16 protein-coding genes are annotated in these 23,622 nt (G+C 35.9%); 7 read left to right on the plus strand and 9 right to left on the minus strand.

What is annotated here, in order from left to right:
* Positions 1–156 precede the first annotated feature (156 nt).
* Both B0E44_RS03135 and B0E44_RS03140 read left to right on the plus strand, forming a co-directional pair.
* Positions 157–5,208, plus strand: a complete 5,052-nt coding sequence (locus B0E44_RS03135) for a translocation/assembly module TamB (protein WP_077370752.1) — start codon at positions 157–159, stop codon at positions 5,206–5,208.
* Positions 5,209–5,349: 141 nt separating this feature from the next.
* The gene (locus B0E44_RS03140) at positions 5,350–7,644 is read left to right on the plus strand and encodes a BamA/TamA family outer membrane protein (protein WP_077370753.1); all 2,295 of its coding nucleotides are present in this window, start codon (positions 5,350–5,352) and stop codon (positions 7,642–7,644) included.
* A 454-nt stretch (positions 7,645–8,098) separates the two neighbouring features.
* Here B0E44_RS03140 and B0E44_RS03145 read toward each other — a convergent pair whose 3' ends face one another.
* The 8 genes from B0E44_RS03145 to B0E44_RS18735 form a co-directional block, all read right to left on the minus strand.
* On the minus strand, positions 8,099–9,862 hold the full coding sequence (locus B0E44_RS03145) for an aromatic amino acid hydroxylase (RefSeq protein ID WP_077370754.1): 1,764 nt from the start codon (positions 9,860–9,862) through the stop codon (positions 8,099–8,101).
* A gap of 70 nt (positions 9,863–9,932) precedes the next feature.
* Positions 9,933–10,712: an acetolactate decarboxylase gene (gene budA, locus B0E44_RS03150; RefSeq protein WP_077370755.1), complete on the minus strand. Its 780-nt coding sequence runs from the start codon at positions 10,710–10,712 to the stop codon at positions 9,933–9,935.
* Between the two features lie 124 nt (positions 10,713–10,836).
* Positions 10,837–11,226, minus strand: coding sequence for a group III truncated hemoglobin (locus B0E44_RS03155; protein WP_077370817.1), 390 nt, complete (start codon positions 11,224–11,226; stop codon positions 10,837–10,839).
* A 78-nt stretch (positions 11,227–11,304) separates the two neighbouring features.
* A complete protein-coding gene (ilvA, locus tag B0E44_RS03160) occupies positions 11,305–12,549 on the minus strand; it encodes a threonine ammonia-lyase IlvA (protein ID WP_077370756.1) in 1,245 nt (414 codons plus the stop codon).
* A 31-nt stretch (positions 12,550–12,580) separates the two neighbouring features.
* Entirely contained in the window at positions 12,581–13,021 is a 441-nt protein-coding gene (locus B0E44_RS03165; RefSeq protein WP_077370757.1) for a hypothetical protein, read from the minus strand.
* Between the two features lie 420 nt (positions 13,022–13,441).
* Positions 13,442–13,993 carry a DUF4136 domain-containing protein gene (locus B0E44_RS03170; protein WP_077370758.1) on the minus strand — a complete coding sequence of 184 codons (552 nt, stop codon included), beginning with the start codon at positions 13,991–13,993 and terminating at the stop codon, positions 13,442–13,444.
* A gap of 397 nt (positions 13,994–14,390) precedes the next feature.
* Positions 14,391–16,370: a urocanate hydratase gene (locus tag B0E44_RS03175; protein ID WP_077370759.1), complete on the minus strand. Its 1,980-nt coding sequence runs from the start codon at positions 16,368–16,370 to the stop codon at positions 14,391–14,393.
* Between the two features lie 299 nt (positions 16,371–16,669).
* Positions 16,670–16,846 (minus strand): DUF5522 domain-containing protein, encoded by a 177-nt coding sequence (locus B0E44_RS18735; protein WP_165688760.1) that lies wholly within the window; start codon positions 16,844–16,846, stop codon positions 16,670–16,672.
* A gap of 438 nt (positions 16,847–17,284) precedes the next feature.
* Here B0E44_RS18735 and B0E44_RS03185 point away from each other — a divergent pair, with 438 nt between their 5' ends.
* The 3 genes from B0E44_RS03185 (at position 17,285) to hemL (ending at position 20,393) form a co-directional block, all read left to right on the plus strand.
* Positions 17,285–18,181, plus strand: coding sequence for a 1-aminocyclopropane-1-carboxylate deaminase/D-cysteine desulfhydrase (locus B0E44_RS03185; RefSeq protein WP_077370761.1), 897 nt, complete (start codon positions 17,285–17,287; stop codon positions 18,179–18,181).
* Between the two features lie 33 nt (positions 18,182–18,214).
* Positions 18,215–19,039: a glucosaminidase domain-containing protein gene (locus B0E44_RS03190; protein ID WP_077370762.1), complete on the plus strand. Its 825-nt coding sequence runs from the start codon at positions 18,215–18,217 to the stop codon at positions 19,037–19,039.
* A gap of 67 nt (positions 19,040–19,106) precedes the next feature.
* Entirely contained in the window at positions 19,107–20,393 is a 1,287-nt protein-coding gene (gene hemL / locus B0E44_RS03195; RefSeq protein ID WP_077370818.1) for a glutamate-1-semialdehyde 2,1-aminomutase, read from the plus strand.
* 92 nt (positions 20,394–20,485) lie between these two features.
* Here hemL and B0E44_RS03200 read toward each other — a convergent pair whose 3' ends face one another.
* Complete coding sequence (locus B0E44_RS03200) at positions 20,486–20,914, minus strand: hypothetical protein (protein WP_077370763.1); 429 nt, start codon at positions 20,912–20,914, stop codon at positions 20,486–20,488.
* Between the two features lie 363 nt (positions 20,915–21,277).
* Between B0E44_RS03200 and glp the strand changes: the two genes are divergently transcribed.
* Positions 21,278–22,447 (plus strand): gephyrin-like molybdotransferase Glp, encoded by a 1,170-nt coding sequence (gene glp / locus B0E44_RS03205; protein ID WP_077370764.1) that lies wholly within the window; start codon positions 21,278–21,280, stop codon positions 22,445–22,447.
* Positions 22,448–22,796: 349 nt separating this feature from the next.
* A complete protein-coding gene (locus tag B0E44_RS03210; RefSeq protein WP_077370765.1) occupies positions 22,797–23,456 on the plus strand; it encodes an HAD family phosphatase in 660 nt (219 codons plus the stop codon).
* Positions 23,457–23,622: the final 166 nt, after the last annotated feature.

A 23,622-nucleotide genomic window follows, 5' to 3' on the forward strand; every position in this document is an offset into this window, starting at 1 on the left:
AAGTATTAGAAGAATCCCACAATAATTTTAAAACATATTATAGAAATTGTATAACTCATAAAATTAGAGTTATTGCAAATTTGTAGATTGAAAAATTTCTAATATTGGGCTGGAATAGTCACAATTCAAACGCATTTATTTACAAAGATTTTTTATATGAACCAAAAACTAAATTCTTTTGTAAAAAAAGCAAAGCGTATTATACTTTGGAGCGCTCTTACAATTGTGTTTTTTTTGGTTTTAATTATTGTTTTAATTCAAGTTCCCGCTGTCCAGAATTTTACTAAAGATAAACTACTCACTTATCTCAATGACAAGTTAAAAACCAAAAGTTCCCTAGATCGAATTGCGATTAGTTTTCCAAAAAATATAGTACTCGAAGGTTTTTATTTTGAAGACCAACATCAAGATACTTTATTGAGTGGTAAACGATTGGAAATTGATATCGATTTGTTTAAAATCATCAATCACGAAATAGAGATAAACTCGATTGAACTGGAAAACACTACCGCCAATATCTCAAGGAATAAGGATGGGGTGTTTAATTTTGATTACATCATCAAAGCATTTGCCTCCAATGAACCCAAAGATCCTGACAGCAAACCCTATACTGTTTCGGTTGTTGATGTAGATTTAAAAAACATCAAGTTCAGTTTTGAAGACGATTTGTCTAGAAACGATATTCGTTTAAAGCTGGAAAATTTTAGCACAAAATTCAAAAAATTTGATTTGGATAAAATGGATTTCAATATTCCTTATATTAATTTGAATGGGCTGAACGTAATTTTGAATCAGGATTTGGTTGAGAAAATTGCCGAAGTATCTGCAAAAACGGTTGATACTATTGCCAAAAGGAGCGATTTTAATTTGGAACTAAAAAAAATCACCTTGTCGAAAATTAATGTTTTATACGACAACAAAGATTCCAAAATGAATTCAGGACTGACTTTGGGTAAACTGAAACTTTTGGTAAACGACATTGACATAAAAAATAAAATGTTCGATTTTGATAGGTTTGAAGTCAAAAATCTAAAAGGAAATCTACTTCTTGGCAAAAAAGACAAACAATTAAAAACACCTAATTTAGATACAACAGCCATTTCAAAAAATGGATGGAAAATGAAACTGAAATCAATCGATTTGCAGAACATTGCTTTTCAATTTGATGATATGCAATCTCCTGAAATTGCAAATGGAATGGATTACAGTCATCTTGATTTGAATGGTTTAAATGCCAAAGCAGAGCAGATTTATTTCGCCAATGATACCATTTCAGGAAAAGTGAAATCGCTTGCAATGAATGAAAAAAGCGGGTTGCAGATACAACAGTTCAAATCGCAGTTTTTTTATGGACCAAAGCAGGCCTATCTGAATGATTTGTATCTAAGAACTCCTCAAACGGAATTAAGAGACAAATTAAAAGTGAACTATCAATCGATTGCTACTATTTCAAAAAATATTGGTGATTTGTCGGTTGATGCTAATTTGAGTCAGTCAAGAATTGGTTTTAAAGATATTTTGCTTTTCGCTCCACAATTGCGTAAAATGAATCCTTTTCAATCGAATCCCAATGCCATTTTGCACATCAATTCCCGAGTAAACGGAAAAGTAAAAGATTTGAATATTCCTTATTTCCAAATGCAGGGAATTGGGAATACGAAAGTCTCTGTTTCTGGTAAAATTAATGGATTACCCAATTACGAAAAAGCATTTTTTGATTTGGATATAAAAAACATTACGTCTTCTTCCCGTGATGTAATTTCTTTTGCTCCTGAAGGATCACTTCCCAAAACGATTCGGATTCCGGAACAATTTAATGTTAGCGGAAAATTCAAAGGTTCGATAGATAATTTCAAAACCAAATTGGCATTAAACAGCAGTTATGGAAAAGCCAATGTGGATGCGTTGTTTGACAAGAGAATTAAAAACGGTGAAAAATATGATGCGATTATTGCCTTTGACAATTTTAATTTAGGAAGATTAATCAAGAATGATTCCTTGGGGAAAATTACGTTAAATGCCAAAGTTAAAGGACAAGGCTTGAATCCAAAAACTGCAAATGCTCAGTTGTCAGCCATTGTAAAAAAAGCGGATTTCAATAAATATACGTACTCTAACATGGCTTTGAAAGGTACGATTGCCAAAGGAAAATTTGATATAAAAGCCGACAGTAAAGACCCAAATTTAAAATTCAAATTGGATGCAAATGGTGGTTTCAAAGATAAATATCCTGCAGTAAAATTAAATCTGAACCTTGATATCGCCGATTTAGAAAAATTAAATCTGCATGCCGGTCCGATGAAACTTCGAGGAAATGTGGTAGCGGATATTGCCAATACTAATCCCGATTATTTAAACGGGGAAATAATGGCGTCCAACATTCAGATTTTGCAGGATAAAGAGCCAATTGTTTTGGATAATGTCAAAATCATAGCTTTTGCAGACGATCAAAAAAACAACATAAAAATCAGTTCCCAATTCTTTAAAGCCGAAATCGACGGTAAATACAAACTGACCACACTTTCAGATGCAATAAAAAACTCGTTGTCAAAATACATTAATGTTCAGTCTGCGAAATATAAAACGAATTCAGAGAAACAACAATTTACCTTTATTGTTGCTGTTCAAAATGATCCTGTTTTGTATAAATTGATTCCAAAGTTAACGGGATTGGATCCTATAAATATTTCCGGAAAATACAATAGTGTAGGGGATACTTTGGAAATAAAAGGCGCAATTCCGAAAATTATTTATGCCAATACTACAATATCCGACGGTAAAATAAATGTCGTAACGAAAGACAATGCTTTAGAATATCAAGTTTCTGTGGCGACGATTGAAGGTGGACAATTCAAAATTCCGTTTACAAGTTTAACCGGAAAAGCAGAAAGCAATATCCTTTCGTATGCTTTGCAGGTGAAAGACAAAGACAAAAAAGACCAATATTTTATTGCCGGCGAATGGCGTCATGAAGATTCAAAAAACATCATCAAACTGAATTCAGAAAACTTGGTTTTAAACTATGATAAATGGAATATAAATCGGGAGAATTCAATTGAATTTGGAGACCAAAGACTTTATGTCAATAAATTTTATTTGGACCATTCGGGCAATGAATTGAAAATTCAATCGCAAGGCAATCAAAACAGTGCACCGCTTCATGTTGATTTTATGAATTTCAAAATGGAGACAATTTTGAATATGGTGAAGAAAGAAGATTTGGGTGTTCAAGGTTTAATCAATGGATCTATTGTATTCGAAAACGTGATGACAAACCCCATTTTCACTTCGGATTTAACCATTGATAAGTTTGTCTTTGGAGGAGAAACTGTTGGAAATATCGCTTTAAAAGTGGATAACAAAACGGTAAATATTCTTTCGGCAAATATGACGCTTGCTGGTGAAGGGAACGATCTTGCCCTTTTGGGAAAATACATGATTGACAGCGAAAACTTCGACCTTAACTTATATGTAAATCAATTAAATATCAAAAGCATTCAAGGATTTTCGTTGGGAAACATAACAGATGGAAAAGGTTCTTTATCAGGACAATTTAAGATTACCGGAAACGCTTCGGAACCAAAAGTAAATGGAGAATTGTTCTTTAAAGATGCGGGTTTCCGAATCACAAAACTCAATTCTTATTTTACGGTAAATGATGAAAAAATTGCTTTGCGAAATGAAGATATTGCATTCGACAACTTCTCCATTTATGATGAAAATGGAAATGAACTCGGTGTAAACGGTAAAATGACAACCCAAAATTTCAGGGACTTCAATTTTGATTTGGCTGTAAAAGCAGATGATTTCAGGGCAATTCATTCTAAAGCTACTGACAATGAACTGTTTTACGGGGATTTATTTTTGGATACCAAATTAAAAATAGGAGGAACGCTTGACAATCCTGTCGTTAGTGGAAACATAGAAATAAACGATGAAACAAAATTTACCGTTGTTATGCCTCAATCCGATCCTTCTATTGTTGACAGGGAAGGAATTGTGGAGTTTGTAGATGAAGATAATCTGTATTTAAAACAAACGGTTGAATTACAGAAAGAGCTGAATCAATCGAAATTAATAGGAATGGATGTATCGGTCGCGATTACTATAAATAAAGAAGCCGATTTTACTTTAGTCATTGATAAAGGAAATGGTGACTACCTCAATTTAAAAGGCGAGGCCGAGCTTACAGCAGGAATTGATCCTTCCGGAAAAACGACGCTTACGGGTAAATACGAGTTTAGTGGCGGTTCTTATGAAATGAATTTCAATATGATCCGACGAAAATTTGAGATTCAAAAAGGCAGTTATATTATTTGGAACGGGGAACCTACAATGGCTACTGTGAATATTACGGCGGTATACGAAGTCAAAACAGCACCATTGGATTTGCTAGCCGATCAACTTGGAACATTGACTCCCGAGGTTAGAAACTCATACAAACAAAAAATACCATTCCAGACTTTATTGAAAATGAATGGTGAACTATTAAAACCAGAAATTACTTTTGATATCACTTTGCCAGATGGTAATTATGATGTTTCGTCGGATATTGTGAGTACATCGCAAACAAAGTTAGAACAACTGAGACAAGATCCATCGGAATTAAACAAACAAGTATTTGCGTTGTTATTGCTAAATAGATTCGTAGGCGAGAATCCTTTTTCCAGTGAAAGCGGGAGCACAAGTGCCGAATATCTTGCGAGACAAAGTGCTAGTAAAATACTTTCGCAACAATTAAACGACCTCGCCGGAGATTTAATCGGTGGAGTTCAATTGGAATTTGATGTAGAATCGACTGAAGATTATACTTCGGGGGCCAAAGAAACCAGAACCGATTTGAATGTTGGGATTTCAAAAAAACTTTTAAACGACAGATTAAAAGTCACCGTAGGAAGCAGTTTTGGGGTAGAAGGAGATGAACGCGCAAATGAAGATACCTCGAATATTGCAGGAGATGCTTCTTTAGAATACCAATTGAGCAAAGACGGAAGATACATGATTCGGGCGTATAGAAAAAATGAATATCAAGTTGCGATTCAAGGCGAAATTGTGGAAACAGGTGTTGTCTTTATCATCACAATGGAGTACAATAAATTCAAAGAGCTTTTTAAACGAAGCGCCAAAGAAATTGAGATAACGAAAAAGGAACAACTTCGTAAAGAAAAAAAGCGATTAGAAAAAGAGAAGAAAATTAACGGGATATAAAGAAAAGAAGACACGAATTTCACGAATTGACACGAATTCTTTGTGTAATTAATTTCACGAACTGTATGGTACATAAATTTCTGCAATTCGTGTTAATTCGTGCAATTCGTGTAAAAATAATCGCTATGTCGAGAATACCTTATGAAAACTAAACATTCAAAATATCTTTTAATCCTGTGCTCATTCTTCATTTTAGGATGCGGTAACACCAAGTATTTGCCCGAAGGTGATTTGCTTTATACAGGCGGTTCCGTAAAAGTGGAGGATTCAATTATAAAAAGAAAAGAAAGGAAAGCATTAGAAACCGAATTAGAAAATCTTTTGCGCCCCAAACCAAACAAGCAAATATTGGGGTTAAGACCAAAACTGTATATCTATAATCTAGCTGGAAAGCCCACAAAAGAAAAAGGATTTAGGTATTGGTTGCGTACCAAAGTAGGAGAACCACCAGTTTTATTCAGTAAAGTCGATTTAGAATATAATGTATCTGTCTTAAGAAATTATACTGAAAACAGAGGGTATTTTAAAACCAAAGTACAGTCAGATTCTACTATACATGGAAAAAAAGCCACGGCAGAATATATTGTTAGGCCTTCAAAACAATACAAAATTAAAAGTGTTTCTTTTCCGGATGATTCCACTGCTTTGGGAAAATCGATTGCCAGAACTCAAAGAAGAACCCTTTTGATACCAGGCAATCCTTATGATTTGGAAGTTATAAAATTGGAACGCGAACGCATCGATGCCAGATTAAAAGAAAAAGGATATTACTTTTTTAATCCCGATTATATTTTGGCACAAGTTGATAGTACTAAAGGTGATCACGAAGTAAGTATTAAACTGAAAATAAAAGAAGAAACGCCATCCAAAGCGAGAAAACCCTATACCATAAATGACATCATTGTTTATCCGAATTATTCAATTCTGACGGATAGTATTGCCTATAAAAAGGAAGATATTGTACAGTACAAGGATTTTACGATTATTGATTCTGCCAAGACTTTTAATCCCAGAGTATTTGATCGGACTTTGTATTTTAAAAAAGGCGATTTGTACAATAGAAAAAATCATAACCTTTCCTTAAACAGGTTTGTGAATTTAGGCACTTTTAAGTTCGTTAAAAATGAATTCAAAGTGGATGATTCAATTCCAGATGCTTTAAATGCTTATTATTATCTGACGTTGTTGCCCAAAAAGTTCCTTCGTTTTGAAGTGGGTGCCAGCACCAATTCGGCTGGATATACAGGAACTGAAGCAAAAGTTAATTGGAACAACAGAAACTTTTTTGGCGGAGCCGAATTGTTTACGCTTTCCTTATTTGGAGGTATTGATTTTCAGGTTTCGGGTCAGAATGGAGGACACGATATTTACACTTTTGGAGGGGAAGCTAGTTTGATATGGCCTCGTTTAGTGGCTCCTTTTAAATGGCAAAATTCGAGTGAATTCGTTCCCAAAACAAAAGTACTTCTCCGTTATGAACGTCAAAGCAAAGCCGATCAGTATACTTTGAATTCTTTCAAAACATCTTTTGGCTATTTATGGAAAGAGAGCGTCAGAGCCGAACACGAATTGAAAGTATTGGAAATTAATTATGTGAGTCCAAAAGAGGTAACGGCTTCCTATCAAGAAGAAATTAAGACAAATCCATCATTGGGAAAAGTAATCGAAAAGCAATTGATTTTTGGACCTACCTATTCGTATACTTTTACCAATACGATGCAAAAAAGAAAGAAACATACCGTTTATTTCAATGGGGAGTTGGATTTAGCCGGGAATGTTACTGGATTGCTTATGGGAGCAAATGCCAAAAAAGGCGATACTATTAAGTTCTTTGATGTGCCTTTCAGCCAATTTGTAAAAGTCAAAGGAGATTTCAGACATTACTTAAAGCTAGGTGAAAACAGCAAATTAGCCACTAGATTAATTGCGGGTGCTGGATTTGCCTACGGGAACAATACAGTGATGCCGTCGTCCAGACAGTTTGTTGCCGGTGGCCCCAATAGTATCCGAGCCTTTAGATCACAATCGGTTGGGCCGGGAAGTTATAAAAGTACCGATCCAAATGCTGAATTTTTGGAAGACCAATTGGGGGATATAAAATTAGAATTCAATACCGAATACAGAACCAAATTATTCAGTATTGTAAACGGTGCTCTATTCTTAGATGCGGGAAATATTTGGCTTTTGAATGAAGATAAAAACAAAGCGGGGGGGCAGATTTCAAAAGATTTTATGAAAGAAATAGCAGTCGGTGTGGGAGCAGGATTGCGTTTTGATTTTTCTTTTTTAATTCTGCGAACCGATTTTGCTTTTCCTATCAGGCAGCCTTATTTGATTAACGGAAGTAATTGGGTCATTGACGACATTGATTTTGTAAGCGGATCTTGGCGCAAAGATAATCTGATTCTTAATATTGCTATTGGCTATCCTTTCTAACCCAGTGTCATTGCGAGGAACTAAGCAACCTCACTAACCATTTCACAAAGTAAACGCAACACTTTTGTCATTAATTTGGAGCAGAAAGATTTGGCATTTTTGTGAAATATAGTCCCGCTTTCCGTTTCAATCTTTTGTGCCGAACCCCGGCACAAAAGGATTTTTACTTCACACGAGCGAAGCGAACTGGCGAAGCAATCGGGGCTAAAGGGCAATGTCATTAAGTTAAGGAATTCTCGCCATTTTTTTTCTAAATATAACTCTCGCAAAGACGCGAAGACGCAAAGAAATCGGCTCTAAACTTTGCGACTTAGCGCCTTTGCGAGAACAAACAAAGCTTAACTTAATGACATTGGGCTAAAGGGTGATATTTCACTTTTTTGTTTTCATCTAAAAAAAACACGAATTACAGTTTCCATAATTCGTGCTAATTCGTGCAATTTGTGTCTATACTTTAATGTGTCGTTTCTTCATTCTCAAAAATCAACTCCAATCCATTCGAAATTAATTTCTCGATTTCTGGACGTTGTTTTTTAAGGTTTTCCAAATGCAAAAGTATTTGTTGCATTAAGTTTGTTTCGTTTCGAGTATTCAAAAGCTCAATGATTTCAATAGAAAGTAACCAGTCATTTGGATGATTATTTTGAAGTTTTTCAAAAATTGGTTCCAATGAAGTAGTCGTGTCATTCGATTCTCGAATGCTTCTTACGGTTTGGTACAATACTTCCAAATCGTCTCTTTCGGCTGTTTGCTTAGCTTTAATGGTTTTGCTCGAAGGAACGTGTGAAATCAAATCAAAACTACTTACATCTGCTGGACCCGAAAAAGCTGAAACCAGTTTTTTACCTACGGCCATATCGTAATTCCCCCATTCTGGTTGGAATAAAATAGTGTCTCCGTGTGTAACAGTACAGTTTTTGAAACAAATTAAGATAATCTCTCCGTGCAGATTCCTTTTTCCGGTAATTATCTCCCCAACCACTTTTATATCGCCTTCAAATTCCAAAGTGGCAGTTTGTCCTTCATATACACCATAGGCTTTTAGGTCACGCGGACTCATATCTTCAATAGCAAGATTGATTCCTTTTAGTTTTCCTATTGGGCTACCAAAACCTTCCGGATGTGTACTCGTTCCATGACCAACCAATTCTTTTTCTCGATACGATAAAGCAGTTTCGCCTGTGGTTTGAAAGTAAATTGGTTTTCCTTCCTGTTCAATAACATTCGTGAAAACTCCTGAAATTTGTAAACCAGTACTCAATTCAACAGTTCCCAATGCTTTCGAATGGATTAGTTTTTTAATACCTGACAATCCTCCCGTACGCAAAGCCATTGTATTGGCAAACTCTTCCAGAATCAAACTTAAGTAAGCGAAATCGGGAGTTACATACAATTGTGGTTGTAATTTGGTAATATCAAAACTTTGGTGAACTGCCGAAAAATCATAAGGGATTTTCTTTACATTATCCGTTATACACCAAGCGCTTTCTCCAATGGAAGACAATAAACCAGCTCCGTAAATTTTTGGATTTTCCAATGTGCCTATTAAGCCGTATTCTACTGTCCACCAATGCAGGTTTCTGATTTGGGCCATCTCAGATAATTCACCCATATTGTTTTGCAAATCTTCAACAGCTTTTTCGGCAGCTTCAATTTCGACTTTTGGTGTGCCTTCGGCTTCTTTCAAAATAGAAAGCAAGCGAATGGCCTCATACATTTCGTAATCTTTATGTGAAGAAATGGCTTTGCAACCTATTTCTCCAAAACGTCTTAAATATTCAGCGTATTCGGGATTCGCAATAATAGGCGCGTGTCCGGCACCTTCGTGAATAATATCTGGAGCGGGAGTATATTCAATATGTTCGAGTTGGCGAATGTCTGATGCAATGACCAAAACATTATATGCCTGAAATTCCATAAAGGCATTCGGTGGGATAAAGCCATCAACTGCCACAGCAGCCCAGCCAATTTCGCTAAGTATGCGGTTCATACCATACATACTCGGAATATTGTCTACTTCAATTCCCGTTTTTTTCAAACCTTCAAGATACGAACTATGTGCTACCTTCGAGAGATAATTCACATTTTTACGCATTACATATCTCCAAACCGCTTGATTAATTGGTGTGTAATCGCTGTAATCTTGGGGCTTGATAAATTGCTTTAAATGTTTTGGCAACCGGTCTAATAACGGATTGCTTGTTATTTTTGTATTCATAACGAAAACGATATAGTTTTTATGCAAAAATACAATTTAAAGAGGCGAAATGGAAGTTTTGTATTAGAAATTATTTCTCCACTTTCTCCAAATCTTCTGCTTTGGTTTTGGTTAAATTCAGTTTGTTGAATGCTTCATTATCGGGAATGTGCATTTCAAAATCGGCCATATAGTCGATTTCGATTTCAAAATTAGAACCCAATAAATCCAGTACATGTCCCCCCGATTTTTTATCATTCGAAAGAAAATGAAAATGATAACCCGGAACATTCAATCCTTTCATGTATTCAGGAAATCGAAAGCCAACCAGCGTTCCAGAAATTGTTCCCAACTCGAAAATCGATTGCTTTTTTACGGCATCAATCATCAAAGGATACGGTTTCACTTGTTTGGACACAGAACGGGTTTTTATCGTTTGACATTTCACTTTGATTTTGTAACCGACATATAAATTTTTATTGGGGGATATAGTATCCAACAAAGCATAGAGCTTTTTGAGGTCAAATGTTTGGTGTGCAAAAACAACGTTGTCTTTCGAGAAATTAGCTACTACAGCAAAAGGTGTTTTTTGCGAAGGAGCTACAACATACGCTTTTCCATCGGATTTTATTTGATAGAAATGATTGTCAAACCCAATCATTTCACCGTCCAATTCATTAAAAGTCCCAATCCCGAATGTTCCTTTCTTTTGCAATGCGGCCAGAGTCATATCACCATCAAAACCGCCTTCCATCAAGGCATTGATTGTGGCGTATTGATATATGGTTGTGTTTTTGTCTTTTTGGGCAGTACTTGTAAAAAAGGAGAATGTCAAAAACAGGAACGTGATTGTTTTTAAAGAATTGGCCATTATGGATTGGTTTTGTTAGTGTAGCAAAAGTAATACAATGTTTTTAAAACTGAATTACCGCAGATTTCCAGATTAGATTATTTTATAATCTGCGGTAATTTTATAGTCATTTTTGTTACTGTTTTTACAAAAGCGGATGTTTCGCTTCATGTCTGAAATATTCAATTTTGTGATGGAACATTTCGGCCATCATTTTGCCTCTTAGCTTAGCTTCATCGGCATTTTTACCTGTAAACAAACTATCCACGGTTTGTGTGAAAATCTCCATCCAACGGTTAAAATGTTCTTTCTCGACAGGAAGTTGTTTGTGTGGAGGAAAAGGACTTCCAGAATAGGTATGTTCTTCCAGTAGAATAGTTTGCCAAAAGCGGTACATTTTTTCTAAATGTTCTGGCCAGCGGTCACCTATTTTTTCGTTGAAGATTGCACCAATCAATTCGTCTTTCTGTACAGTTGAGTAAAAGGTGTTGACTAATAATTGAATGTCTTCTATGTTAGAAATGTCTTTATTTATCATGATGTTTTTAATGTAAAAAGTGCTTTTCCAAAGATACGTTATAATTAAAAATACGGTCGAAAAGGAATTGTTAATTTATCCTATCAGCTGGGTGAAAAGGTCATGTCTTTCGTTTAGATAGCGGTATTCAAAACCTTTGGTGTTCATGTTGGTCTTTATAGCATGAATATCATTTGGATTCTTCAATTCCAAACCAACCACAACCGATCCTACTTCACGACTATTCTTTTTTGCAAACTGAAAATAAGTAATGTCATCATCTGGACCCAAGATGTCGTTTACAAATTCCTTCAATGCTCCAGGACGTTGCGGAAACTGAATCATGAAATAATGCATCAATCCTTCATAAAGTAATGAGCGTTCTTTGATTTCGGCAGTTCTTTCGATGTCGTTGTTGCTACCGCTGACAATACAGACAACTGTCTTTCCTTTTATTTCGTCCTTGTAAAAGTCTAAGGCCGCTATCGTTAATGCTCCAGCAGGCTCTACGACCATGGCTTCTTCATTGTACAACCGCAATATGGTGGTACACACTTTTCCTTCGGGGACAAGTATAATGTCGTCTAAGTTTTTTTGGCAAATGTCAAAAGTCAGATTGCCCACTTGTTTTACAGCGGCTCCATCTACAAATTTATCGATGGTGTCCAGCGGAGTATTCTCGTGATTGGCAATTGAAGTTTTCATCGAAGGTGCGCCTAGAGGTTCGACTCCAATGATTTTAGTATTGGGACTTAATTGTTTGAATACGGTCGACAGCCCGGAGGCCAGTCCGCCACCGCCAATGGGTACAAATACATAATCAATTGGCTCATTGTAAGAGTCCAAAATTTCCAATCCAACAGTGCCTTGGCCTGCTATAACTTCTAAGTCATCAAAAGGGTGTATGAAGGCCTTGTTGTTTTGTGTGGCATCGGCTACCGATTTTGCGTAAGCATCGTCAAATGTATCTCCTGTCAAGATAATTTCTACATATTTTTTTCCAAACAATTGAACTTGTTTTACTTTTTGCTTGGGTGTCGTTTTTGGCATGTAAATTTTGCCCATTATTTTTAAAAGATGGCAAGAAAAAGCAACACCCTGTGCATGATTTCCAGCGCTAGCACAGACAATTCCATTTTCTTTTTCGGTATCCGTCAAAGAACTCATTTTATTATAAGCTCCTCTTATTTTGTAGGATCGAACTATTTGCAGGTCTTCACGTTTTAGCAAAATATTTGCTCCAAATTCCTCTGATAAATTTAAGTTTTCAATCAGAGGAGTAGAAGGAACTACATTTTTAAGTTGTTTTTGAGCTTGTTGTATTGCTGTAAATAAAGTCATTTTTTTAGTATTTGGAGTTTAAAACTTTGAATTAAAAGGAATTCGTTGCTTCTGATTTGGTTATTTTTGAGGCTAATTGTTGGATTATTTGTTTGTGCGTTTTACTCGTATAAACGCAATAGTCAGTTTCCTTAATAACTGGAAAGGCATTGATAAAAGATGCGATTTGGTTTTCTTTTTCATCAGAATTAGAAAGTTTTAATAGTAGAATTTGGTGGGTCAAAAGCTCTACTTCAGTCTGTAAATAACATTTAAAAACTTCAATGATTTTTTCCATTTGACATACTACATTTTGAACTGCTGCTTCTGTTTCAATAAGCGTAATCGTAAAACGATATAAATTTACTGTTTTGCAAAAAACTACTGAGAAGTTGTTTATGTTTATTTTTCTTCGAGTCAATATAAGTGCTACTTTAGTGATTAATCCTTCCTGTTTTTCACTAAAAAGTGTTATTGTAAATTCTTGTTGCATAACTGAATAGTTTGTTTTTGGTCAAAAAAAAACCTTTCTCGATTCGAACTGAGAAAGGCTTTATTATAAAATAGAATCCTGACTCGTCACGAGAAACGAATAATGATAATTACGATACTAATAATTGTTGCTAAATTTTTCATATGTGGATAATATCTGTTTTTTAAAGGAATATGGTATCGCCATTCTTCATTCCAAGTTATGTTTTTGGTATTATGGCGATTTCATGTTTGTTTAAAATAAAAAACCTCCCGATGTGGGAGGTTTCATAAATGTATTATTGATTACTTATTTATATAACACCTCGCCATAATTATCGAATGATAATTATAATAATGACAATGATGATGTTAATTAAGTTTTTCATTTTTCTTGCTTAGATTGCAAATGTATTCATTTTTTGAGAATCAAAACAATAAATTATTTTTTCTTTTCAGCTGTTGCCAGCGCTGGCGGAAATTGAGCCAAAATTTTAGTTACAATGTCATTTACGATTGCGTCTTTTTCGTTCATGTCTTTAGAAAGTGTTCCGGTGCCTTCTCCCTGCCAAACGAGTTCTTTCTTTTTAGCATCGATAAGGTCAATGTATAATGTGCCTTCGGTAGAGGAGGTAACTGTAGTATGTCCTCCATACATATAAGGATTCCATCCCCAACCCCAACCGTAGCCATAACCGGCATTGAATTGGTTTACGCTGATTTCTTCGCGGGATTTAGTGAAAATATTAACCAATAAATCGGGGTTTTCACTTTTGGTAAAACCTTTGGCCTGTAATTGTTGGTCGATGGCGTTAAGGATTCTTTTTTTGTCCAAATCAGAAATTTCGACTTTGTCAATACCAGATTTCATAAAAGCAAAAGTTTTGTATTGCTTGAAATCAACCGATTTGTCGTAATCAGAATATACTTTTACAGTGTCGCATGAGGAAACTATGAAAAGTAATAATAGGGGCAGGAATTTAAATGTTTTCATTTTTTATTTGATTTATTGGTGGAGTAATTAAACTACAAAAACCGTACCAATTTGGTTACTCTAAGGTAGTTAAAAAAAATGATTTTTCAAAAACTTCAACCAAATACGTTTGTCTGCAGTCAGTTGTGTTAGCCCTGATAAAAGTGGAAAGCATTTTTTGATAAACGAGTATTTTTTTCTTGAACAAAAAAAGCGACCAGAGGAAGCTCTTTTTGTTCTTAGAAAAAAACGAGTTTATAAAAAATCTTGAAGCGAATAGCAGGATTAGCTCCTAATAAACAGTCTAAGATTTTCCTAATATTTGCTGAATCTGCAAAATCTGCGTGCTAACATATTTTTTTATTTCACGCAGATTCAGCCGATTTTAAATGATTTTTATGAGTGATTTTTTAGTGCTTTATTCTAATAGTTTATCATCGACTAAATTTGGTAGTGTCACTTTCAATAATGGCTCTACTTCCATAGCACGTTTTATGGCAAAAACAGCGCCTTCGTTACGAGCCCAGCTACGTCTTGAGATTCCGTTATTGACATCCCAAAAAAGCATCGAAGCCAAGCGTCTAGAAGCTTCCTTGGAACCATCTAGCACCATTCCGAAACCTCCGTTGATAACTTCACCCCAGCCAACGCCGCCGCCATTGTGAATGGAAACCCAAGTCGCACCACGGAAACTGTCGCCAATCACGTTTTGAATTGCCATATCAGCAGTGAAACGCGATCCGTCATAAATATTTGAAGTTTCTCGGTAAGGCGAATCGGTTCCCGAAACGTCGTGATGATCGCGTCCTAAAACGACCAATCCTATTTCACCATTGGCAATAGCCTGATTGAAAGCTTCAGCAATTTTCACACGACCTTCGGCATCGGCATATAAGATTCGGGCTTGAGAACCCACAACCAATTTATTTTCCTGGGCACCTTTTATCCACTGAATATTATCCTGCATTTGTTGCTGAATTTCTATCGGAGCAGTTTTGGCCATTTCTTCCAGAACTTGACAGGCAATGGCGTCAGTTTTTGCTAAATCCTCAGGCTTTCCAGAAGTACAAACCCAACGGAAAGGCCCAAATCCATAATCAAAACACATAGGTCCCATAATGTCCTGAACGTAACTTGGGTATCTGAAATCAATATTATTTTCGGCCATAATATCAGCACTAGCACGGGAAGCTTCCAGTAAAAAAGCATTTCCGTAATCAAAGAAATACGTTCCTTTGGCTGTGTGTTTGTTAATAGCTGTTGTGTGACGACGCAATGTTTCCTGTACTTTTTCTTTGAATAAATCAGGATTATTGGCCATCATATCATTAGCTTCTTCAAATGAAATTCCAACCGGATAATACCCCCCAGCCCACGGATTGTGAAGCGAAGTTTGGTCGGAGCCCAAATCGATATAAAGGTTTTCTTCATCAAATCGTTCCCAAACATCCACCACGTTTCCAAGGTAAGCGATAGAAACAGTTTCATTATTGGCTTTCGCCAAAGCGACTCTTTTGACCAATTCGTCAATATCCTCAACCACTTCATTTATCCAGCCTTGACTGTGGCGAATGTGCGTGATTTTAGCATTTACCTCGGCACAAACCGTGATACAACCGGCAATATTTCCCGCTTTGGGTTGCGCTCCACTCATTCCTCCCAATCCGGAAGTTACAAATAATCCGCCTTTTGGTGAGCGTTTTATTTTTCTAAAACCGTTCAAAACCGTGATTGTCGTTCCGTGCACAATTCCCTGTGGTCCTATGTACATATAACTTCCTGCGGTCATTTGCCCGTATTGGGAAACTCCCAATGCATTCATTTTCTCCCAATCATCAGGTTGAGAATAATTTGGAATTACCATTCCGTTCGTAACTACAACTCTCGGTGCCTCTTTGTGGGAAGGAAACAATCCCATAGGATGCCCGGAATACATCGTCAATGTTTGCTCATCGGTCATTTCCGATAAGTATTTCATCGTCAATAAATATTGTGCCCAGTTCGAGAAAACTGCACCGTTTCCTCCATAAGTAATCAATTCGTGCGGATGTTGCGCCACAGCATAATCCAGATTGTTCTGAATCATAAGCATAATGGCTTTGGCCTGCTCGCTCTTTCCAGGATATTCCGACATTGGACGGGCATACATTCTATAATCGGGACGCAAACGGTACATATAAATACGTCCGTAAGTCTCCAGTTCGTTACGAAATTCAGGGATTAATTCTGCATGATGCTTCGGGTCAAAATAGCGTAAAGCATTTCGAATCGCCAGTTTTTTTTCGTCGTCAGACAAGATTTCTTTCCGTTTCGGCGCGTGATTAATGTTGACTTCATATGGTTTTGGCTGTGGTAATATAGAAGGGATTCCTTGTTGTATTTGTTCTTGAAAAGTCATTTTTTTAGATTTTTTAGATTTTAGATTGTTGGATTATTAGAGTTTTGTCAACTTAATAAAGCATATCTATCAATCTGTTTTGGTTGTATTTATTTTTAGATTTTTCGAACAGTCAAATAATCTAAAAATCGAATAATCATTTTTTACTCAAAAATGACAAATTAGGGATACCGTATGTCCGACCTGTGGTAGGACTTGTGGATTTTGATTCTATATTTTAAAGAAAGGATATCCATTTCTATTATTTAATGTTTAAAAGAATGCTGAAATCTAAATTCTGCGTTCTGTTATCTGAAAATCTACTTCTTAATTTGCCCCGTTTTTTTATCAAATCCATAGGGACAATGACGACATCCGCTCTTGCAACAATACCCTCTTTTTAAATGGTATTTTTCGGTAAAGCATTTGTATCCTTCGGGCGTATAGTAAAAATCTTCCCCCTCAGTTAATTTATTTTCATTACTTTGTTCTGCCATTCTTTATTTCTGCTTGAAATTCGCAATTAGGCGATTGTGTTTTTCTTTAATTTGGACTAAATTGCCTGTACAAATCTATAAATTTTATAACCAATGTTTGTTATTGTTGCCAAATATTTAATTCCTAAAGGATATCGAGGTTTGACAGTCTTTCCTTTTGTGTTTATAAAATACGCATTTGATTTCGAAAATAAAGTATTGGTTAACCATGAAAAAATACACATAAGACAACAAATAGAATTGCTCGTTTTGCCTTTTTTTCTTTGGTATTTTGTCGAATATGCGGTACGTTTGCTGCAGTACAAAAACGCGAATTTAGCTTATAGAAATATCAGTTTTGAAAGGGAAGCTTATGCGAATGAACAGCATTTAAATTACCTTGAAACGCGAACATATTTTAGTTTTTTAAAGTATTTAAAAACTAATAAACCCTAAACTTTGAACCAGAAAATAACATACGACCTGCCTAACGGAATTTCACTCGAAATAAAGAGGGAAGATTTGCTTCATCCCTTTATATCTGGGAATAAATTCAGGAAGTTAAAGTATAATTTGCTTCAGGCAAAAGCCGAAAATCAGGAAACAGTGTTGACTTTTGGTGGTGCTTATTCCAATCATATTGCAGCGTTGGCTTTTGCAGGAAAAGAACAGGGTTTTAAAACTATTGGTGTGATTCGTGGGGATGAGTTGGGAGACAAAATTGCTGATAACCCAACCTTGAAGTTTGCTCAGGAATGTGGAATGCAATTCGAGTTTGTTACCAGAGAAGACTATCGATTCAAAACCGAACCTGATTTTATAACTGACCTAAAAAACAAATTCGGTTCTTTTTATCTTGTTCCAGAAGGTGGTACTAATGAGTATGCCATAAAAGGATGCGAAGAAATACTAACTGGGGATGATGCTAACTTTGATTACATATGTTGTGCGGTAGGAACGGGAGGTACCATTTCGGGGATAATCAACAGTGCGTTGCCACACCAAAAAGTTTTGGGATTTCCAGCATTAAAAGGAGACTTTTTAAAAGATGAAATTCGTAAATTTGCCACCAACAAAAATTGGGAATTAATAACCGATTATCATTTTGGGGGCTACGGAAAAGTTAACGAAGAGCTGATTCAGTTTATAAATCAGTTTTACATACAAACGCAAGTGCCATTAGACCCAATTTATACGGGAAAGATGTTTTTTGGCGTTATAGGTTTAATTCAGAAAAACTATTTTCCTGATAATTCCAAAATTCTATTGATTCACACCGGAGGATTACAGGGAATCCAGGGAATGAATACGCTTTTGAAAAGCAAAAACAAAACATTGATTGAGGTTCAACAATAAAAAAAGTAAAACATAACACCCAAATTCAGCTGCATGTTTAAAAAAATAACTTTATTTCTTTTAATTGGGACTATCATTGGATGTGGTTCATCGAAACCAGCTATCGTTACCACAAAAAAACCGGTGGGATGGAAGTATTCAAAACCTATCCAAAATGGGAGAAGCAGCAAGGTGACCAACCAGTCTTCTTCAAAACCGTTAAACACAAATGAAGCTGCGAAAGCCTACATCGCACAATACAGCGGGGTTGCGATGAGTAATATGAAAACCTACGGAATTCCTGCCAGTATTATTTTGGCACAAGGAGTTTTGGAATCGGGGGCTGGACAGAGTGACTTGGCAATGAATGCTAATAATCATTTTGGAATTAAATGTCATAGCGATTGGAAAGGCGATAAAGTCTATAAAGATGATGATTCTGCAAATGAATGTTTTAGGAAATACAATCAAGCTTCGGAATCATACAAAGATCATGCAATGGTATTGACTGGAAAAAAAAGATATGCCAATTTGTTTACACTGCCCAAAGGTGATTATAAAGCTTGGGCAAAAGGCTTGAAAGACGCAGGATATGCCACTGACCCAAGATACCCTGAAAAATTAATAAGTTATATTGAATCCTATAATTTAAGCCAGTACGATGCTAAAGTTTTAGGAAAAGAGATAGCAAAGGAAGAAGCTAAAGTAATGCTTCAGGATAATTTTGGCGCTGATGAAGCCAGTTTGTATGAAATCCAAAAAGGAGATACTTTTTATTCTGTTTCCAAAAAATTCAATTTAACCGTAGAAGAATTAAAACAGAAAAATAATCTAACAGAGAATGCACTTTCAATTGGACAGAAGTTGATAGTAAAATAAGTTGAAAGTATTCAGTATTCAGTCAAATCTGAAATCTGAATTCAAAAATCTAAAATTTAAAATCGTAATGATATACCAAAGAAGTAGTCAGCTTTTTGCTGAAGCAGAAAAAGTAATCCCAGGGGGAGTAAATTCACCAGTAAGAGCTTTTAAAGCCGTGGGTGGAACTCCAATATTCGTAAAAAGTGCCAAAGGAGCGTATTTGTATGATGAAGACGGAAACCGATTAATCGATTATATCAATTCATGGGGGCCAATGATTTTGGGTCACGCCTACGAACCTGTGGTTGAAGCAGTAATTGAAAAAGCAAAGTTGGGAACATCTTTCGGGATGCCAACCGAATTGGAAACTCAAATCGCGGCACTTGCAGTTTCTATGGTTCCAAATATTGATAAAATCCGTTTTGTGAATTCGGGTACCGAAGCCTGTATGAGTGCGGTGCGTTTGGCTCGTGGATTTACGAAAAGAGATAAAATTATCAAATTCGCGGGTTGTTATCACGGACATTCTGATTCATTTTTGATTCAGGCGGGTAGTGGAGCAGTGACTTTTGGAACTCCAAACAGTCCTGGTGTAACAGCAGGAACGGCCAAAGATACTTTGCTTGCCAAATACAATGATTTGGAGAATGTAAAGACTTTAATCGAAGCTAACAAAAATGAAATTGCTGCCATAATTGTAGAACCTGTTGCCGGAAATATGGGATGTATTCCACCGGTTAAAGGATTTTTGGAAGGCTTGCGTGAATTGTGTACAGCAAACGGAATTTTATTGATTTTTGATGAGGTAATGACAGGCTTTAGATTGGCTAGAGGTGGTGTTCAAGAATTGTTCAACATCAATGCGGATATAGTTTGTTTTGGAAAAGTAATCGGAGGAGGATTGCCTGTTGGAGCTTTTGCAGCCCGTGCCGAAATTATGAATTTCTTAGCACCATTGGGACCTGTTTATCAAGCAGGAACCTTATCTGGGAATCCATTGGCAATGGCGGCTGGATTGGCGATGTTGCAGGCATTGGACAATGATCGTGAAATTTTCAAAAGACTGGAAGAGAAAACGGCTTATTTAGGAGCAGGAATTGAGAGAGTTTTGAAAGCCAATAATGTCGTTTTTACGATAAATCAAATTGGTTCTATGATTTCGGTTCATTTTGATGCAAATCCGGTGACTGATTTTCAATCTGCTGGAGCAGGAGACAATGAAACTTTCAAGAAATTCTTCCATGGATTGGTAGCGGAAGGTGTTTACATAGCTCCATCAGCTTATGAAACCTGGTTCATTACCGATGCTTTAACTTATGAAGACTTGGATTTTACTATTAATGCAATAGATAAAGTTTCTAAAACGTTCTAAATAACGTCAAAGAACAAAATATAAATTCCACTAATTAGCAAGAATCAATTTGTGCTAATTAGTGGAATTCGTGTTTAATTTTTTATTGCTCTTTACATTCCTCCTCTTCTTTTTTCTTTCATTTTTTCTTTGTTTTCTTCTCTTATGTCAAGCCATTTTTGATATTGATCGGCAGACAAAACCGCTTTCATTTTGGCTTCAGTATCTGTTTTTTCGGCTTGCATTGCATTTTTAAAAGCAGTTCTTTCTTCGGTAGTCATTTTATCCCCACTAGCTTTACGGGTATCTTTTTGAGCTTTCATGTCTTGTGCTTTTGCACTTTTCTCCGTCAAAATTTTACCCACTGCTACTTGTTGTTTTGCATCCAAAGTCAATTCTTTGGTTAGACGATCCAAATGTTTTTGCTGACGCTGTTCTGGAGTCATTTTCTCCATATTGGCTCTGTTTTGTTGCGGAGTGGTTTCTTGGGCAAATCCAGTTAGCCCAATTCCTAATGCTAAAGCAATAATTAATTTTTTCATGTTTAGTTGTTTTTTAAGTTAACAGATATAAGATGCTTATAATGATTAAAGGTTTAATGCTTTAACGTAAGTTTAATATAAACGGAGATTGGTTATTATAATTTAAAAGACAAGGCATTTGTATTTAAATGTTTCTGAGATAAATTTGCTTCGCCTTTTCGCGATCGTTCTAGTCTCGGATTGTAGCAAATTTTATCAGATTTTAAAAAAAATAATTGCACATATTATATGTGATTTTAAGAATTGTTGTAATTGTATTAGTTTTTAATTTGTGTCAATTAGTGCAATTTGTGTTTTTTTTGAATCAGTTCGCTAAAGTCATTTTCGAATCGTATTTTTGAAAATAAATATAACCCCAAGCACATGATTTCTGTACAAGAAGCCTTTTCGATATTGCAGGCAAATTTACCAATATTGCCTCAAACTGAGTGTTCTCTTTTTCAAGCGAGAAAACATATTTTGGCACAATCACTCGTATCGCCAATTAACATGCCACCTTTTCGGCAGTCGGCGATGGATGGTTATGCTTTGTGCTTGCATGATGATTTGGTTTATGAAATTGTTGGCGAAATTAAAGCGGGTGATTCTCACAGAGTTGAATTGCTTCCTGGTCAAGCTGTAAAGATTTTTACGGGAGCAGCAGTACTGGATACGGTACAGGCGGTTATTCAGATTGAAAAGGTTACTGCGAATGGAACGCAATTATTGCTAGACGAACCAGTTGAGTCCGAAACTAATGTTAGACCAATAGGAGAACAAATTTCGACTGGAGATTTGGCACTTGAAAAAGGCAAGGTTTTGAATGCTGCAGCGATAGGATTTTTGGCAGGACTTGGTTTTACAAAAGTCAGCGTTTATCAAAAACCAAAGGTTGGAATTGTGGTTACAGGCAATGAGCTTTCTAAACCTGGGACACCACTTGAATATGGAAAAGTGTATGAGAGCAACGGAATTATGTTGCAGTCAGCTTTGATTGACAGTTATTATAATGCTGTTACTTTGTATGAGGTGAATGATGATTTTGAAAATACTAAAAATAAATTGCAAGAGGCATTAGCAAATAATGATGTCGTATTGGTTTCTGGAGGAATATCGGTTGGGGATTATGATTTTGTAGCGAGAGCGTTGAAAGAATTGGAAGTGGAAACTCTATTTTACAAAGTAAATCAAAAACCGGGAAAACCTTTGTTTGCAGGGAAATTAAAGGATAAAATGGTTTTTGCATTGCCGGGAAATCCTGCTGCCTGTCTGACTTGTTTTTATGTTTATGTTTTGCCAACTCTAGCAATACTATCTGGTGCGGAAGCCAATTATCAGCAGGTTGTTTTGTTGCCTATTGCTCATGATTATGAAGTGAGAAATACGCGTTCGCAGTTTTTGAAAGCGAATATCACTAACGGGGAAGCAGAAATTTTGACGCACCAAAATTCATCAATGCTCAATTCTTTTTCTGTAGCCAACGGACTGGTTTATGTTCCAGATGGAAATTATGAATTGAAAAAAGGGGATAAAGTGGAAGTGTATTTGTTATAGGCGATTTTAAAATTTACTTGGTTTTCCAAAAAAGTATCATCATAAGTGAACTCTTTTGCTTCTAACTTATCATTGATTAAGGTATGAAAATATGTTTTTTCGGAAAGAACTTTTTTTTATTGTTAATCAGTTACTTCTAATTGTATTTAACGCTGTAAAAATAAAAAACATATGGTTTCAAGGGTCTCACAGTTTTACATTTTTATAAAATTTAAAGTAAAATTATCTTCCAAAAGCTTTCAGTAGTCCAAAGCGTATGGTGTGAAAATTAAATATTGTTTCCGACTTTAGGTTTCAAAAAAATGTAAATGATTGTATCTTGCAGTCTTTTAAAACAACGACAAATATAATGAAACAGCAATGTGTAATTTTTGATATGGATGGTGTGATCTGTCACACAAATCCTGATCATGGCAAGGCTTTTGAAGCATTTTTTGATAAGTACCAAGTTCCTCACTCCCAACAAGAGTTTGAAGATCATATGTACGGAAAACATAATGGTTATATCATGACACATTTCTTTAAGCGCCCAATTACTGGGGATGAGCTTAAAAAATTGGAAGATGAAAAAGAATCGATGTTCCGTGAAATTTATAAAGATAAAGTAGAGACAATTCCATATTATCTCCAGTTTTTGGAAGAGCTGAAATCTTGTGGTTTCAAAACTGCTGTTGCGACATCTGCACCGCGAGCGAATCTCGACTTGATTATTAATGCTTTAAAAATTGAAGACAAAATGGATTCAATGATGGCAAGTCAGGACGTTCAGCAGCATAAACCCAATCCGGAAGTCTATCTAAAATCGGCAGAACGCGTTGGTGTTGTCCCATCTGACTGTGTCGTTTTTGAAGATTCTTTTTCGGGAGTTACGGCAGGTCTTAATGCAGGGATGAAAGTAATTGGCGTTTTGAGCTCACATACAAAAGAGGAATTGCCTCCGTGTGACTTTTACATCAACGATTACAGTGAAGTAAGTGTGGATAAGATTTTGGAATTATTGAATAGTTAAATTTTTTTGTAAGCTTTTCAAATAATAAATATTTCTGGTCTTGATTAAAGTTCTTGTGACTCGCGTGAGGGGTAGAAGTAAGCTACCGAAGTAGCACGGATGACCCGACAGCATAAAGCAAAGGGAGCGGACTCACCGCTGTGATGAGTAGCTCCCTTTGCTTTAT

The sequence above is a fragment of the Flavobacterium sp. A45 genome (assembly GCF_002001005.1).
GTDB lineage: Bacteria > Bacteroidota > Bacteroidia > Flavobacteriales > Flavobacteriaceae > Flavobacterium.

Bases quoted from the DNA above. Each gene is read 5' to 3' on its own strand.
- B0E44_RS03135 (WP_077370752.1), top strand. From the start codon at position 157: ATGAACCAAAAACTAAATTCTTTTGTAAAAAAAGCAAAGCGTATTATA.
- B0E44_RS03140 (WP_077370753.1), top strand. From the start codon at position 5,350: ATGAAAACTAAACATTCAAAATATCTTTTAATCCTGTGCTCATTCTTC.
- B0E44_RS03145 (WP_077370754.1), bottom strand. From the start codon at position 9,862: ATGAATACAAAAATAACAAGCAATCCGTTATTAGACCGGTTGCCAAAA.
- budA (WP_077370755.1), bottom strand. From the start codon at position 10,712: ATGGCCAATTCTTTAAAAACAATCACGTTCCTGTTTTTGACATTCTCC.
- ilvA (WP_077370756.1), bottom strand. From the start codon at position 12,549: ATGACTTTATTTACAGCAATACAACAAGCTCAAAAACAACTTAAAAAT.
- B0E44_RS03165 (WP_077370757.1), bottom strand. From the start codon at position 13,021: ATGCAACAAGAATTTACAATAACACTTTTTAGTGAAAAACAGGAAGGA.
- B0E44_RS03170 (WP_077370758.1), bottom strand. From the start codon at position 13,993: ATGAAAACATTTAAATTCCTGCCCCTATTATTACTTTTCATAGTTTCC.
- B0E44_RS03175 (WP_077370759.1), bottom strand. From the start codon at position 16,370: ATGACTTTTCAAGAACAAATACAACAAGGAATCCCTTCTATATTACCA.
- B0E44_RS18735 (WP_165688760.1), bottom strand. From the start codon at position 16,846: ATGGCAGAACAAAGTAATGAAAATAAATTAACTGAGGGGGAAGATTTT.
- B0E44_RS03190 (WP_077370762.1), top strand. From the start codon at position 18,215: ATGTTTAAAAAAATAACTTTATTTCTTTTAATTGGGACTATCATTGGA.
- hemL (WP_077370818.1), top strand. From the start codon at position 19,107: ATGATATACCAAAGAAGTAGTCAGCTTTTTGCTGAAGCAGAAAAAGTA.
- B0E44_RS03200 (WP_077370763.1), bottom strand. From the start codon at position 20,914: ATGAAAAAATTAATTATTGCTTTAGCATTAGGAATTGGGCTAACTGGA.
- glp (WP_077370764.1), top strand. From the start codon at position 21,278: ATGATTTCTGTACAAGAAGCCTTTTCGATATTGCAGGCAAATTTACCA.
- B0E44_RS03210 (WP_077370765.1), top strand. From the start codon at position 22,797: ATGAAACAGCAATGTGTAATTTTTGATATGGATGGTGTGATCTGTCAC.